Genomic DNA, 15,443 nt, shown 5'->3' with positions numbered 1-15,443 from the left:
GATGGGGAGGGCTTGATCATGAACATTCGCCAACCCTGCCCGCCCGGCGCCTGTGTCTGTGACCGCGAACAGCTGCTGCAAACCCCAGGCGCCGACCTGCGCATCCTCAACCTGACGCGCCAGGAAGAAAAACGCCTGATCGAACGCCTGGAAGACCTGCAAAGCCTGCAAGACCTCGAACACATGCAGCAGCGCATGTACGCGCTATTGGGTATCCGCGTGCAGGTCGCGCCGGGGCACACCGAGGTCAAGAGCATGCGCGGGATTCAGATCGTCATCGACGAACTGCCCGGGCTGTGCCGCAAGACCCGGCAATCGATCCCGGCGGCGATTCGCCGAGGCCTGGAGAAACGACCGGAGATTGCCTACCGGCTGCTGGATGCACATGACCTGCTTGGACTCTAGTCGGTCCTTTCAGTGCATCGCCACCAAGCTGCTGCTCCAGGCCTGAGGCGTGCCGCAACTAACGTAGTTACCAGATGAAATTATCGCCGCCTTTCACGCCATGCCCATTAAGCACGTCTTGGTAAGACATAGTGGGATACTTGATAAGCCTGTCCACTTGCTCGGAGTTCAAATCTTGAACTTCTCTAGGCGATATATTTGGAAACTCTTTCCCATGTGCATCCACCACTTGCTGAAAGTTCATATTGGGATATTTATCGAGCGTATTGTGTTGATCAAAGGTCAAGTTTTGCAGGTCGCCATTCGATAGATTTGGATACGGACTGTCTTGGTTCGCATTGTTTTCCTGCTCTTGTCTCACTTGATCTTGTGTGGGTTTTTCCTGGGATGTGTCAATGGGAGGAGCAATCAGTGCGGATCCAGATGCAGCAGAAATTGAAGTCATTATCAAATCTCCAGTGATTGTGAACGCCTTGATTGGTTGTCCAACGGTTTCTGGTTCCCTGCTCGCAACGAAATCATCCGGCGACCGTCTCGGTTTCGAACAGACCCTGGCCCACTGCCTTGGCGTGATCCAGATGCACCTGCACCTGGCCGCTTTCCGACTCCAGCAGCAACGCTGACGTCAGCACCTGCGCGCCACAGTAATCGAAGATCCCGTAATCGATCTGCGTGTGCATGGCCTTGGCATAACCATGGCGCTCAAACGCGCTTTGATCGGCAGCACCGAGGGCCAGCAGGTGAACCTGCAAGTGCCGCAGTTTCTTCACCACCGGAGTGTCGGGGCCGTAGTCGATCGCCCAGCCGTTGACGAACACGCGGTCGATCCACCCCTTGAGCAGGCCTGGCAGCGACCACCAGTAAATGGGGAACACCAAGACCAGGGCGTCGGCGCGGTCGATGCGGGCTTGTTCGGCGGCGACGTCAGCCGGCGGTTCGGCGCGGGTGCGATGTACGCGCTGGTCGGCAGCGTTGTAGCGCGGGTCGAAGCCTTCGGCGGCAAGGTCGGCGATTTCGAACGTATGGCCAGACGCGCTCAGCCCGGCGGCGACTTGCGCGGCGAGGCTGTGGGTGAGGGATTGCGGGTCGTGATGAGCAACAACGATCAGTGCGTGCATGACAGTGACTCCCATTGGGTTTATGCTGGGCTTAAGTTACCTTTGGTAAGTTACTTTTGGTATATAAGCATGTCAAGCAGTGAATCCCCTGCCCCACGTCGTCGGCTGTCGCGTGAAGATCGTCTGCGCCAATTGTTGGACGTGGCCTGGCAACTGGTGCGTGAAGAAGGCACCGAAGCCCTGACCCTCGGCCACCTGGCGGAACGAGCGGGCGTGACCAAGCCGGTGGTCTATGACCATTTCGTTACCCGCGCGGGGTTGCTGGCGGCGTTGTATGAGGATTTCGATGGGCGCCAGAATCAGGTGCTTGCCGACGCCCTCGAAGCCAGCAGCCCGACCCTGGAAGATCGCGCGTGGGTGATCGCCTCATCCTATGTCGACTGCGTGTTGTTGCAGGGCCGGGAAATTCCGGGGGTGATCGCCGCGCTGAGCAGCTCACCGGAGTTGGAAAGCCTCAAGCGCAAGTACGAAGCACTCTTTCTCGATAAGTGCCGCGACGTCATGGCCCCCTTCGCGCCGGGCGGCAGCGTGTCCCAGGCGGGGCTGCGGGCCATGCTCGGGGCGGCGGAGGCCTTGTCTCATGCGGCGGCCAGCGGTGAGCTCAGCCGTGAAGAGGCGCAACAGGAGTTGCTGGCGACCATTCTGGCAATGGTCAATCGCGGGGCGCACAGCGCCCGTTGAGAGGCGTTTTTCAGCCTCGCCCCTGCACAAACAAGCGGACCTTGTGCGCCAGTTGATCCAGGTGCCGGTCGCGTTGCTTCTCGGCATCCACCATGGCGCGCTTGCCATGTTTTTGCAGCAGGTAGGTATGAATCTGCCGCACTTCCAATGAGCTATAGATAGCGGCCACATCCAGCACGCCCATCAAGCCATCGGTGGCGTAGGCGCGGGTGTTCATCAGCACCTGCGTGCCGCGCGCGCCGCGCACCTGAAAGCCCATCGCCGCGAAGGCCGGCACTTTGTCCACGGCGCAGGCCAGTTCGGCGTGAGGGTAACGTACCAGCACCTCTTGCATCATGCCCCGCGCCACGCCCTGGCGCCGGCTGCCTGCCTGTACGGCCATGAACGCCACACCGCAGGCTTCTGGGTCGTCCTTGACCGGCAAGTACAGCAAAAACCCAATGACTTTTTCCGGGTCTTGCGCAGACGTCGCGACGATCAGTTCGACCGCGATCCCCTTCGACCCGTCCAGCGCCTGCAGGTACAAATGCACCTCAAAGCCGATGGCATATTGGTAAATGTTGTAGAGCAGGTTACTCGGCGGCAGCGCGACGCTGCTGATGTCGGTGAGGTTGTCGACCACCATCTGCAGGATCTGGCTGTTGATCGGTTCGGGGCACGGCGTGGTGTAGCGGGTAAGGCTGAACATGCAAATTCCTGGAGTTTCGCGTCAAGGCAGATGGGATTGTACCTGTTGCAGCAGGTTCGGGATCGATAGGCATACCCGCCACGCTCTGCACGCCTGGCGGCTCGCATGCACATCGCCCCGGGGACGGGCCGCACTGTCATCGTCCGCACACCTCGCGCAAACACCCGCGCAACCAACGATGGGCCAGATCGGCGTCCAACCGTGGGTGCCAGAGCATTGCCACGGTAAACGCGGGTAACGCCACCGGCAGCGCAAAACAGAACAGGTCGCGCCGGTCTGGGGTATAGCGCTCGGGCACCGAGGCAATCAGGTCGGTGTTGCGTGCCAGGGCGATGGCGCTGGAAAAGCTGGCGACGATGCTGCCGATCTGCCGCGTCAGGCCCTGGGCTTCGAGGACGTCGTCGATCTGGCCGCGGTCCTGGCCGCGCCGCGATACGTAGAGGTGTCGGCCCTCGGCAAACCGTGCAGCGCTGATCTCGCCTTGGCTCAGGGGATGGCCGCTGCGCACCACGCCGATCAGGCGATCGCGAAACAGCGCCTGGGTCAGCACTTCAGGGCTGGCCGTGGGGTCGACCACGCCGATGTCCAGGTCGACGCGGCCCTCGCGCAGTTGCGCAGTGTCCTTGTCGGTCTTGCTGACGAAGCGCAGGCGCACGCCGGGCGCGTCCTCGGCGAGACGGGCGAGCAACGCCGAACCGAAGCCTTCGACAAACTCCTCGCTGGTTCGCAGGGTGAAGGTGCGGACCACGTGGGCCATCTCCAGCGCCTGTGCCGGGCGCAACACCGCCTGGGCGCCCTGCACCAGTTGGCTGACCTGTTCGCGCAGTGCCAACGCCCGGGGCGTCGGCACCAGGCCACGGCCAGCGCGGACCAGCAACGGGTCGCCGGTGGTCGCACGCAAGCGCGCCAACGCCCGGCTCATGGCCGAAGGGCTCAACCGCAGGCGCTTGGCCGCACGGGCGACACTGCCTTCGGCGAGCAATACATCCAGGGTGATCAGCAAATTGAGATCGGGCATCAGCGCTCCATGGCAGGCGTCATATGCAGGTATTTAGTGCAACTCATGCGTCTTCCGCCATGTTAGGCCACGCCGTAGATTTACGACAGTTTCGTTCATTCAAGGAATCTTCCATGCATACCTCTTCCCGTGGCGGTCTTGTCAGCCTGTGCCTGTCCATGTTGCTGGCCGCCCTTGGCACCAGCATCGCCAATGTCGGCCTGCCCAGCCTCGCGCAGGCCTTCAATGCATCCTTTCACGCGACGCAATGGGTGGTGCTCACCTACCTGCTGGCGATCACGGCAGTCATCGTCAATGCCGGGCGCCTGGGCGATCGGCTGGGGCGACGGCGGCTGTTGATCGCCGGCTTGCTGCTGTTCGCCTTGGCCGGCGGGCTATGCGGTGTCGCGTCTGGCCTGCGGTGGCTGATTGCAGCGCGCAGCCTGCAAGGTTTGGGCGCGGCGATCATGATGGCGATGACGTTAGCGATGGTCGGCGACACCGTCCCCCAAGCGCGCATTGCGCGTGTCATGGGCTTGCTCGGCACGATGTCAGCCGTCGGTACCGCCATGGGCCCCGGCGTGGGCGGCCTGTTGCTCAGTGTGTGGGGCTGGCGCGCGCTGTTTCTGGTGGGGATGCCGCTGGGCTTGCTCGCGGCCGCCCTCGCCTGGCGCTACTTGCCGGTGGATCAGCCACCCGCGCCACTGGTCGGCGGCGGTGGCGTTTGGCGCTTATTGCAGTCGACCTCGTTGCGCGCCGGCCTGGTGATGAGTGCGTTGGTGTCGGCGGTGATCATGGCCACCTTTGTCGTCGGGCCGTTCTACTTGTCCCGAGGGCTTGGGCTCGATCCGGCCGGGATGGGCCTGGCAATGGCCGTCGGCCCTGGTGTCGCGGCGCTCACCGGCATTCCGGCCGGTCGTCTGAGCGAACGCTTTGGCAGCCACGTCATGACACTCGTGGGGCTGGCTGTCTGCGGCAGTGGCGCCCTGTCGCTGTGCCTGGCGTCCGGGCTGGTCACTTATCTTGCCTCACTGATTACGCTGACGGCGGGCTACAGCCTGTTCCAGGCCGCCAACAACACTGCGGTGATGAGCGAAGCCGATGCGGCACGCCGAGGCACGATCTCAGGCCTGCTGAACCTGTCACGCAACCTGGGGCTGATTTTCGGTGCGTCGGCATTGGGCGCGATGTTTGCCTGGACCACTCCCGATGTCACCCACGCCACGCCGCAATCCGTGGCTGACGGTCTGCACGCAACCTTTACCGCGGCATTCGCTTTGATCCTGCTCGCCAGCGCCATGGCATGGCGGCGGCAGCCCGCGCGTCAGCTGGCGTGAGCCGAATATCCTCGCTCATGACGGGTTGATCAGCCTCGCCATGCCGGCGCGGCGGGTGGTGGCGTTTGCCTTGTATGACCAGGGCCGTGAACATCCGGCATTCAAAACCCGAGGAAAAAAGTTCGGACCAACGGGTGCATGGACGCCCCTACATCGCGCATCATGGGCACTTTCAAGTTCAAGGGTAACGTCCATGCGCGTGCTGTCATTGATGATGGGTCTGACGACGCTGGCCGCCAGCCTGGTGTTCTGCGCCAGCGCGATGGCGAATGAAGAAAGTCAGTTGGTGCAACAGATCAACGCTTACCGCAGCCAGGTGCAACGCTGCGGCGACCAAGGTTCCCAGGAACTGCCACCGCTGGCCAGCGATACGCGCCTGGTGCTGCCGGCCAGTAATGTCGGCGACTTGCAGCAGGCTCTGGCCCGCGCGGCGTACCCGATGGTCAACGTGCAGGCAATCAGCCTGTCCGGGCCCAAGGATGCCCAGGCGGCCATGAAAGCCGTGCGCGAGAGTTTCTGCCGCGTGGTGCTGGACCCGCAATTCGTCGACATCGGCGTGAGCAACAGCGGCCAGGACTGGCGCATCGTGCTCGCCCGCCCACTGCTGTCCAGCGGCCTGGGCGATTGGCAGACCGAAGGCAGGCAATTGCTGAACCTGATCAACGCCGCCCGCACACAACCGCGCCAATGCGGTCCCCAGGCGTTCACCGCGACCACGCCACTGTCGTGGAACGACACCTTGGCCAGTGCCGCCAACAGCCACACACGCAACATGGCCAACGGCAATTTCTTCGACCATCTGGACCACGATGGCCGCACCCCGGGCGACCGTGCCGAGCTGGCCGGGTACAGCGCGAAGAACATCGGCGAAAACATCGCGGCCGGCCTCGACACCCCGCGCAAAGTGGTGGACGGCTGGCTCGCCAGCCCCGGCCATTGCGCCAACCTGATGAACCCGCAATTCCGTGAAGTGGGCGCCGCCTACGCCATGGACCCGAAGAGCGATGCAGGCATTTATTGGACAGCGGTGTTCGGAACACAACAGTAAGTGAACACCCGCGATGAGATCTATCCCAGCGGGTGAAGCATCAAAGTGCCATCTCATGGATAATTGCGCTGAACCGGCAGCAATCATTTCTGTCTGTTGCTTATTGGCCTGACGCATCAGGCATCCAAACAGACCGTGGCAAACAAGGTGTTCACCCGATGATGAATTGGCTGCAAAGCAGCAGCGACATGGCCGAGCGGGTACGCCAGCACGACTGGGCCAGTACGCCCCTGGGTCCGCTGGAACACTGGCCGGATGTGCTCAAGACCACCGTGGCGCTGTGCTTTGCTTCAAGTTTCCCCCAAGCCATCGTGTGGGGGCCTCAATTGACGACCCTCTATAACGACGCGTTCATTCCGATACTGGGCAATAAACCCTATGCCCTGGGGCGTCCGTTCAGCGAGATCTGGAGCGAGGTCTGGGACGACATCAGCCCCATCGCCGATGCGGCTTTCCAGGGCCATGCGACCTATATCGAAAACTTCCCGCTGGTGATCGAACGCGGCGCGGCGCCGGAACAAGCGTACTTCACGTTCTGCTATAGCCCGATCCGCGACCCGCGGGGCCACGTCGTCGGCATGCTCGACACCGTGACCGAAACCACCGCAACGGTGTTCCTTTCGCGCCGCCTTGCGGTGCTGGATACCATCGGCAGCACGGTCGCCAATGCCACCGATGCCGAAGCCATCATGACCGCCACCACGCACCTGCTGGCGCAGCACCTGCAAGTGTCCATCTGCGCCTACGCCGATATGGACGCCGATGAAGACGGCTTCACCATCCGTGACAACTGGACGGCTCCCGGCTCGCCCAGCATCGTCGGCCACTACCGCCTGCAGGCCTTCGGGCAAACCGCGGTCAAGTGCCTGCGGGCCGGTGAGCCGCTGGTGATCGGCAACAACCGGCTTGAACTGCCCGCACAGGAAGCCGCGGCGTTCCAGGCCCTGGGCATCACCGCCACGATCTGCATACCACTGATCAAACACGGTCGCCTTACGGCCTTGATGGCGGTTCACAGCACAGCAGAGCGGACCTGGTCGCCGTATGACCTGGCGCTGTTGGCCGAAGTCACCGAACGGTCCTGGGCGCACATCGAACGGGTGCGCGCCGATGCCGCCGTGCGCGAAGGGTTGGCGGCCTTTACCGAATTGAACGCCACCCTCGAGCAGCGCGTGGAAGAACGCACCGCTGCGCTGGCCCAGGCCGAAGCGGCGTTGCGTCAATCGCAGAAACTCGAAGCCATCGGCCAATTGACCGGCGGCGTGGCCCATGACTTCAACAACCTGCTGACCATCATTCGTTCGTCGGTGGACTTTTTGCGTCAGCCCGGGCTGCCCGAAGAACGGCGCCAACGCTACATGCGCGCAGTGTCGGACACCGTCGAGCGCGCCAGCAAGTTGACCAGCCAGTTGCTTGCGTTCGCGCGCCGCCAACCGCTGAACCCGGAAGTCTTCGATGTGGCGCAGCGGGTCAAGGACATTGGCGAGATGCTCGAGAGTGTCACCGGTGCGCGCATTCATGTGCAGGTTCAATTGCCCGAGCGGCCGTGCCATGTCCGGGTCGACTCGAGCCAGTTCGAAACCGCGCTGATCAATATCGCACTCAACGCCCGCGATGCCATGGACGGCCAGGGCACCTTGACCCTGCGCGTGGGCACGGTGGACGCGATGCCGCGCATCCGGGGCGATGCCCAAGCCTGCCAGCCGTTTGTCACGGTGGCCCTGGCCGACACCGGCAGCGGCATTCCGGGGGAAACGTTCGAGCGCATTTTCGAGCCGTTCTTTACCACCAAGGCCGTGGGCAAAGGCACGGGCCTGGGGTTGTCACAGGTGTTCGGCTTCGCCAAGCAGTCCGGTGGCAATGTCGACGTGGCCAGCTGTCTTGGCCAGGGCACGGTGTTTACCCTGTATCTGCCCGAGGTCGAGCCGGAGGACGCCCGCCACGAGCCCTCCCCTAGTGACCCGGCACCGCCCCACGACACGAGCCTGCGCAATATCCTGATCGTGGAAGACAACCTGGACGTAGGCCGTTTCGCCAACCAGATCCTCCAGGACCTCGGTTACCAGACCACCTGGGCGACCAATGCCGAACAGGCGCTGGCGCTGGCCGGTCCGGATGCCGCGGCTTTCGACGCGATTTTCTCCGACGTGGTGATGCCGGGCATGACCGGCGTGGCGATGGCCAAGCTCCTGCGCCAACGTCGCGCCGACCTGCCGGTGGTGCTCACCTCCGGCTACAGCGAAGAACTCGCGGAAAGCGGCTACGAAGGGTTCGAGTTTCTCGCCAAGCCCTACTCCGCCGACCAGGTGGCGCGGGTGCTGGCCAAGGCCATGTTCAAGGACTGAGCCCTACTCCGCCACGACCACTTGATTGCGGCCGAGGGCCTTGGCGCGGTACAGCGCCTTGTCGGCGGTGTTCATCAACGCGTGCAGGTCGCCATCCAAGGTGCAGGTCGACGCCACGCCGAGACTGGCGGTCATGCCCTGCACAGGTTCGGAAGCCATGCAGGAGATGGCCTTGATCAACTGCTCAGCGATACCCCGGGCGGTTTCCAGCGAGGTATTGGGCAGCAACACCGCAAACTCCTCGCCCCCCAGGCGACCGTACACATCGGCCTGGCGAAACGACGCGGTGATCACTCCGCCGATCTGCCGCAATACCTGGTCGCCGGCCTGGTGGCCATAGGTGTCGTTGATTTGCTTGAAGTGGTCCATGTCGATCATCAACGCACACAGCGGCTGCCGGTTGAGGCGGCACTGCGCGTACAGCAATTGTGCATGTTCGAAAAACGCGCGACGGTTCATCAGCCCGGTGAGTTCATCGGTCTGTGCGGCGCGCGCGGAAATAGTGTGGGCGCGTTCCATCTGCCTGGTCAGGCGGAAGGCTTTTTCCAGGGCGCCGGACAACTTGCGCGTGGCACTGACCACAAACGAGGAAAACACCAGCACCGCAATCGCCACGCCGACCTGCATCGACGACGGCTGAAACAGCAGCCACAGCGTACACGGCAGCAACACCAGGCCCATGGACACCATGGTCATGTAGCGATAGGCCGAATAGCACGAGACAGCGCTGACGGACATGCCCACGGTAAACAACATCACCAGTACTTGGGACATCCGGTCGTCGCTGGGCATGACTGCAAAGGCACCGGCGCCCCAGATGCTCGCGGACAGTATCAAGGTGAGCCAGTAACGGCGCTCCCAGCGTTCCGGCGTGCGCTCGCTGTAGGGGCTGCGAAACCATTCGAGGAACATTTTCACCCGCAGCAACGATGACGCCGCCAGCACCGCCAGCCATACCTGCATGACCTGGTGGTCAAAACGGTCCCAACACAGCCAGCAAAGCATCGCCGCCGCGAGATAGCTGCCGAAAATGGCGGCAAATGACTGACGAAACAGCTGATGCAAACGGTCGGTTCGCACCTGCTCCTCAATAACGCAATCCTGGTCTTGCTCATGCCCAAGGCCATTCATGAAAACCGCCTGATTCGACTGCCGCGACAAAGGTGCCATTGTGGCACCCTGCCACTAGCGCGGACAATAGACGCCAGCACCTTAGCGCCGTTAACTGTCTTGCGGACGCAAAATCAGCACGCCCAATGGCGGCAGATTCAACGACAGCGATACCGGTTGACCATGATGCGGTTCATCCTCGGTGAAGACCCCTCCGCCATTGCCATAATTCGAACCGGCATACGTGTCCGCATCACTGTTGATCACCTCGCTCCAACGCCCGGCGAACGGTACGCCGACCTTGTAGGCTTCACGGGGCACCGGGGTGAAGTTGGCCACCACCAGCACCGGTCTGCCGTCCTTGCTCCAGCGCAGCCAGGCGTAGACGCTGTTGATCGCATCGTCGCCGATCAGCCACTGGAAGCCCTGGGGCGCGTCGTCCTGTTCATACAGGGCCGGTTCCTCGCGGTACAGGCGATTCAAGTCACTCACCAGTTTCTGCACCCCACGGTGTTCGGGGTATTGCAGCAGGTACCAGTCCAGTTGCTGGTCGTGGTTCCACTCGCGCCATTGGCCAAACTCGCAGCCCATGAACAGCAGCTTCTTGCCCGGGTGCGTCCACATGAAACTCAGGTAGGCGCGCAGGTTGGCGAATTTCTGCCAGCGGTCGCCGGGCATCTTGTCGATCAGCGAGTGCTTGCCGTGGACCACTTCATCGTGGGAGATCGGCAGGATGAAACGCTCGGACCAGGCATACACCAGGCCAAAACTCAGTTCATTGTGATGGTGGGCGCGGTACACCGGGTCTTGCTGGATGTAATGCAGGGAATCGTTCATCCAGCCCATGTTCCACTTGTAGTTGAAGCCCAGGCCGCCCTGTTGGGTTGGCTGGCTGACGCCCGGCCAGGCCGTGGATTCTTCGGCGATCACCAGCGCGCCGGGGGCTTCGAGGGCGACCACGTCGTTCAAGTGCCGCAGGAAGTCGATGGCTTCGAGGTTCTCGCGGCCGCCATGGCGGTTGGGCACCCATTCGCCGGCCTTGCGCGAATAGTCGCGATACAGCATCGAGGCCACGGCATCGACGCGCAGGCCATCGACGTGGAAGTGTTTGAGCCAATGCAGCGCCGAGGCCAGCATAAAGCCATGTACTTCGGTGCGACCCAGGTTGTAGATCAGCGTGTCCCAATCCTGGTGGAAGCCTTCCAGCGGGTTGGCGTATTCGTACAACGCCGTGCCATCGAATTGCGCGAGGCCGTGGGCATCGGTGGGAAAATGCGCTGGCACCCAGTCGAGGATCACGCCGATGTCGGCCTGGTGACAGGCATTGACGAACTCGGCGAATGCCTGCGGCGAACCGAAGCGCGCAGTCGGCGCGAACTGGGACAACGCTTGATAGCCCCAGGAGCCGCCGAACGGGTGTTCCATGATCGGCATCAGCTCGATATGGGTAAAGCCCAGCTGTTGCACATACGGAATCAGCCGCTCGGCCAGTTCACCCCAGCCGTACTGGCGCGAAACCTCACCGGCCTCGTCCAGTTCGCACTGCCAGGAGCCCAGGTGCAACTCATAAATCGACAGCGGCGCCGTGGGCTTCTGCTTTTGCGCACGCGCCTGCATCCACGTGTGATCCTGCCAGTCGACCTGCAACGGCGACGCGACTTTCGATGCCGTGTCGGGCGGCATCTGGGTGGCCAGGGCCATCGGGTCGGCCTTGAGCGGCAAAATGCCGTGGGCCCCGAGAATCTCGTATTTGTAGGCCGCGCCCGCTTGCAAGCGTGGGATAAAGATCTCCCACACACCGGCCGGATGGCGCAGGCGCATCGGGTGGCGGCGGCCGTCCCAGATATTGAAGTCACCGACCACCGACACGCGCCGGGCGTTCGGTGCCCACACGGCAAACCGCACGCCCTGCACGCCATCGACCGTGGTCAACTGGGCGCCCAGGCAGCTGCTGAGGTCACGGTGATTGCCTTCGGCAAACAGGTACAGGTCCATTTCCCCCAGCAGCAGTTGCTGGAAACTGTAAGGGTCTTCGGTGATCTGTTCGCCACCGGCCCATTGGATCTTCAACAGGTAGGCCTGGCGACTGCTGAAATGCCCGATAAACAGACCCGGCACCTGGGTCGCGTCGAGGCTGCCGATCGGCTCGCCAGTGTCGCGACTCAGCAGCTGGACACTCAAGGCCTCGGGCAGGAACGCACGGACAAACTGGCCACCCTGCTCGTCATCATGGGGCCCGAGAATCGAGAACGGATCATGGTGTTCGGCGCGCACCAGCGCTTCGACGTCGTTGGACGCCGGCATTGCTGTCAGTTTCGGCTGCAGCGGTTCTTTATTCGTAAAACTCATGACGTCTCCCCACCGCGTACAGATTTCGATCCAGGTATGAGCCCGCTGAGCAAACCGTGTAAACCCTGCAAGGGCACCGGCAGCCAGGTCGGGCGGTTTTCCGCTTCATAAGCCACTTCATACGCGGCCTTTTCCAGGCTGAACAAGGTCAGCGCTGCGTCCTGGCCTTTGGCATCCTGCCAGTCATGCGCCAGTGTAGCCGTCGCCGCGTGATAAGCCTTGATAAATGCCAGACGCGCCTCAATCAGGTAGCGCTCGGTCACACGCTGGCGCGCCGCGTCCGCTGCGGGTGAGTGGTCCACACCTTGCACATTCAGGGCCATGGCCGCCGCGTAATCAAACGAACGCAGCACGCCGCTGACGTCTTTATAGGGGCTGTGCTTGCCGCGCCGTTCGTGCAGCGGCCGCGCCGGTTCCCCTTCAAAGTCGATCAGGTAGGCGTCGCCTTTCACTACCAGCACCTGGCCCAGGTGCAAGTCACCGTGGACGCGAATGCGCAAGCCGCCCAACGTGGCCTGCGCCAACGCCCGGACCTGAGCGCCGATGGCTTTTTTCTGCTCCAACAATTCACTGACCCGCGCCTGATCGGCCGGGTTCAATTGGTTTTGATGCAGTTTGAGCAATTGCAGGGCGCGCTCGATCTGCGCCGCGATGTCCTTGGCCCAGGCCTCGGCATCCTTGGCGGTGGTGACTTCGGCTTGGAAGTCTGGGTTGGCCGTCGGCGCCGCCAGCACGCCGTGCATTTCACCCAGGCGCTGCCCGAGCAAAGCGGCAAAGTCGGCCAGCTCGCCCAAGGCGTTGTAATGCTGCTCCTGTTCGGACATCGCTTCGGCCTGTTCGTCGCGGATCGCGCGCTCCAGGTTGTTCTGGGTCCAGCCCCAGGCGTCGCCCTGGTTGCTCAGGTAGCCCTGGGCAATCATCAACAGGTTGTCCTGGCCTTGGCCGTCACGCCGAATCATCGAACCGAGCAACGGCGAAATGTTCGGGTAACCGGCTGCGGTCAGGTAGGCGCTCATCTCCAGCTCCGGATGGACCCCGGCGCTGACCTTGCGGATCAACTTGAGCACCAGGCTCTCGCCCACCACCACCGAGCTGTTGGACTGCTCGGCAGCCAGGTAGCGCACGGGCGACTCATCGGTCAGCGGCAGCCTGGCCAGCTGCGGCGTGGCTTCAAAGCGCAGCTCGCCCTCGCTGCTGTTCAACACGGTGCCGGCCTGCAAGGCCTGGATCACCGCGCGGATAAAGTGTTCCAGGCTGAACGCATCGGTCACCAACCCCACCTGACGCACGCGCCGCACACGGGCCAGGGCCAGTTGTTGCGGCAAGGCGCTGGTGAACTGGTCTTCGCCGAGAAAGCCGAACGGCAACTGGTAACGGCTGACCTGCCCCCCGGCGCTCACCTCGATTTCGCTGAGCAGCACCGGGTGCTGCAGGTCGCCGAACCGCACGCCGTAAGCGATATGCACGCTGTCGATGGCCGTGTCCTTGCCGGCGAACCAGCGGCGCTTGGGCAGCCAGGCCGGCAGCGAGGTGTGCTCCAGGACGGCGCGACACGGTGCGTCGAGCAGCTCCTCCATGCGTTTTTTCAGAACCAGGGTGGTGAAGTCCGGCATGCTTTGCACCGGTTCCACATGCCAGCTGGGCATCTGGTTTTCCGCCGCCAGCACGAACCAATAGAAGCCATACGGCGCCAGGGTCAGCAGGAAATTCAACTGGCCGATGGGCGGGAACGCATTACCGCCGAGCATCTCCACCGGCACCATGCCGGCGAAGGCCGAGAGGTCCAACTCGGCCGCCTGGGCGCTGCGCGAGACGTTGGCCACGCACAGGATGATCTCGGTGCGGCCGTCGTCCCCGGTGAATTCACGGGTATAGGCGAGGATGCGCCGGTTGCTCGGCGAGAGCATCTTCAAGCTGCCGCGGCCGAAAGCCTTGGACTGCTTGCGCACCGCGAGCATGCGGCGGGTCCAGTTCAGCAGCGAATGCGGGTCCTGGGCCTGGGTTTCGACGTTGACCGACTGATAGCCGTATTGCGCGTCCATGATCGGCGGCAGCACCAGGCTGGCCGGGTCGGCGCGGGAAAAGCCGCCGTTGCGGTCGATGGACCACTGCATCGGCGTTCGCACGCCGTCGCGGTCGCCCAGGTAGATGTTGTCGCCCATGCCGATTTCATCGCCGTAATACAGGGTCGGCGTGCCCGGCATCGACAACAGCAGGCTGTTGAGCAGTTCGACGCGACGCCGGTCACGCTCCATCAGCGGCGCCAGGCGCCGGCGAATGCCCAGGTTGATCCGCGCGCGACGGTCGGCGGCGTAGTAGTTCCACAGGTAGTCGCGTTCTTTGTCGGTGACCATTTCCAGGGTCAGTTCATCGTGGTTGCGCAGGAAGATCGCCCATTGGCAATTGGCCGGGATTTCCGGGGTCTGGCGCAGGATGTCGGTGATCGGGAAACGGTCCTCCTGGGCCAACGCCATGTACATGCGCGGCATCAGCGGGAAGTGAAAGGCCATGTGGCATTCATCGCCGTCGTCGCCCTTTTTGTCACCGAAGTACATCTGCGTGTCTTCCGGCCACTGGTTGGCTTCGGCCAGCAGCATGCGGTCGGGGTAATGAGCGTCGATCTCGGCGCGGATCTGCTTGAGGACGTCGTGGGTCTCCGGCAGGTTTTCGTTGTTGGTGCCGTCGCGCTCGATCAGGTACGGGATCGCGTCCAGGCGCAGGCCGTCGATGCCCATGTCGAGCCAGAAGCGCATCACCGACAGCACGGCTTTCATCACTTGCGGATTGTCGAAGTTGAGGTCGGGCTGGTGCGAATAGAAACGGTGCCAGAAGTACTGGCCGGCCACCGGGTCCCAGGTCCAGTTGGACTTCTCGGTATCGAGGAAGATGACGCGCGTGCCGTCGTACTTCTGATCGTCGTCGGACCACACGTAGAAGTCCCGCGCCGCCGAACCGGGCTTGGCCTTGCGTGCGCGCTGAAACCACGGGTGCTGGTCGGAGGTGTGGTTGATCACCAGTTCGGTGATCACCCGCAGCCCGCGTTGGTGGGCTTCGGCGATAAAGCGCCGGGCGTCGGCCATGGTCCCGTAGTCGCTGTGCACGCCGCGGTACTCGGCGATGTCATAACCGTCGTCGCGACGTGGCGAGGGGTAGAACGGCAGGAGCCAGATGGTGTTCACACCGAGGTCGGCGATGTAGTCGAGTTTGGCGATCAGCCCGGGAAAGTCACCGATGCCGTCGTTATTGGAGTCGAAATAGGATTTGACGTGAACCTGATAGATCACCGCGTCCTTGTACCACAGCGGGTCTTTGATAAAGGTGGCAGCCTTGGGTTTCTTCGCCATTGGAAACTCCTGAAAACTCGA

Annotated in this window: 12 protein-coding genes; 5 read left to right on the top strand and 7 right to left on the bottom strand. The window is 62.8% G+C overall.

The window, feature by feature from the left end; all coding sequences use genetic code 11:
* Window positions 1-18 precede the first annotated feature (18 nt).
* Window positions 19-405, top strand: a complete 387-nt coding sequence (locus LQ249_RS13780; RefSeq protein WP_046383210.1) for a hypothetical protein — start codon at window positions 19-21, stop codon at window positions 403-405.
* A gap of 67 nt (window positions 406-472) precedes the next feature.
* Here LQ249_RS13780 and LQ249_RS13775 read toward each other — a convergent pair whose 3' ends face one another.
* Together LQ249_RS13775 and LQ249_RS13770 are read right to left on the bottom strand one after the other, a co-directional pair.
* Window positions 473-850 (bottom strand): hypothetical protein, encoded by a 378-nt coding sequence (locus LQ249_RS13775; RefSeq protein WP_126589031.1) that lies wholly within the window; start codon window positions 848-850, stop codon window positions 473-475.
* Window positions 851-923: 73 nt separating this feature from the next.
* On the bottom strand, window positions 924-1,523 hold the full coding sequence (locus tag LQ249_RS13770; protein ID WP_017848457.1) for an NAD(P)H-dependent oxidoreductase: 600 nt from the start codon (window positions 1,521-1,523) through the stop codon (window positions 924-926).
* A 69-nt stretch (window positions 1,524-1,592) separates the two neighbouring features.
* Between LQ249_RS13770 and LQ249_RS13765 the strand changes: the two genes are divergently transcribed.
* Window positions 1,593-2,204 (top strand): TetR/AcrR family transcriptional regulator, encoded by a 612-nt coding sequence (locus LQ249_RS13765; RefSeq protein WP_046483623.1) that lies wholly within the window; start codon window positions 1,593-1,595, stop codon window positions 2,202-2,204.
* A 10-nt stretch (window positions 2,205-2,214) separates the two neighbouring features.
* Here the strand turns inward: LQ249_RS13765 and LQ249_RS13760 are convergent, their stop codons facing one another.
* Together LQ249_RS13760 and LQ249_RS13755 are read right to left on the bottom strand one after the other, a co-directional pair.
* Entirely contained in the window at window positions 2,215-2,892 is a 678-nt protein-coding gene (locus LQ249_RS13760; RefSeq protein ID WP_108526614.1) for a GNAT family N-acetyltransferase, read from the bottom strand.
* Window positions 2,893-3,028: 136 nt separating this feature from the next.
* Window positions 3,029-3,910: a LysR family transcriptional regulator gene (locus LQ249_RS13755; protein WP_017848454.1), complete on the bottom strand. Its 882-nt coding sequence runs from the start codon at window positions 3,908-3,910 to the stop codon at window positions 3,029-3,031.
* A 113-nt stretch (window positions 3,911-4,023) separates the two neighbouring features.
* Between LQ249_RS13755 and LQ249_RS13750 the strand changes: the two genes are divergently transcribed.
* The 3 genes from LQ249_RS13750 to LQ249_RS13740 all read left to right on the top strand — a co-directional run bounded on the left by LQ249_RS13750 (window position 4,024) and on the right by LQ249_RS13740 (window position 8,619).
* The gene (locus tag LQ249_RS13750; protein WP_057005259.1) at window positions 4,024-5,226 is read left to right on the top strand and encodes an MFS transporter; all 1,203 of its coding nucleotides are present in this window, start codon (window positions 4,024-4,026) and stop codon (window positions 5,224-5,226) included.
* A gap of 193 nt (window positions 5,227-5,419) precedes the next feature.
* Entirely contained in the window at window positions 5,420-6,274 is an 855-nt protein-coding gene (locus LQ249_RS13745; protein ID WP_017848452.1) for a CAP domain-containing protein, read from the top strand.
* 158 nt (window positions 6,275-6,432) lie between these two features.
* On the top strand, window positions 6,433-8,619 hold the full coding sequence (locus LQ249_RS13740; RefSeq protein ID WP_232566547.1) for a GAF domain-containing protein: 2,187 nt from the start codon (window positions 6,433-6,435) through the stop codon (window positions 8,617-8,619).
* 3 nt (window positions 8,620-8,622) lie between these two features.
* Here the strand turns inward: LQ249_RS13740 and LQ249_RS13735 are convergent, their stop codons facing one another.
* Genes LQ249_RS13735 through treS form a run of 3 tightly spaced genes read right to left on the bottom strand, consistent with a single transcriptional unit; the run spans window position 8,623 to window position 15,422 of the window.
* A complete protein-coding gene (locus LQ249_RS13735) occupies window positions 8,623-9,789 on the bottom strand; it encodes a GGDEF domain-containing protein (RefSeq protein WP_108526611.1) in 1,167 nt (388 codons plus the stop codon).
* 51 nt (window positions 9,790-9,840) lie between these two features.
* The gene (gene glgB / locus LQ249_RS13730; protein ID WP_046383202.1) at window positions 9,841-12,078 is read right to left on the bottom strand and encodes a 1,4-alpha-glucan branching protein GlgB; all 2,238 of its coding nucleotides are present in this window, start codon (window positions 12,076-12,078) and stop codon (window positions 9,841-9,843) included.
* Window positions 12,075-15,422, bottom strand: a complete 3,348-nt coding sequence (treS, locus tag LQ249_RS13725; RefSeq protein ID WP_046383201.1) for a maltose alpha-D-glucosyltransferase — start codon at window positions 15,420-15,422, stop codon at window positions 12,075-12,077. Before treS ends, glgB begins: the two co-directional genes overlap by 4 nt.
* Window positions 15,423-15,443: the final 21 nt, after the last annotated feature.

The sequence above is a fragment of the Pseudomonas sp. 7-41 genome (assembly GCF_021233075.1).
In the GTDB taxonomy this organism is placed as follows: Bacteria; Pseudomonadota; Gammaproteobacteria; order Pseudomonadales; family Pseudomonadaceae; genus Aquipseudomonas; species Aquipseudomonas veronii.
Note: the sequence above shows the minus strand (reverse complement) of the source record. Positions and strands in the feature narration are given on the sequence as shown.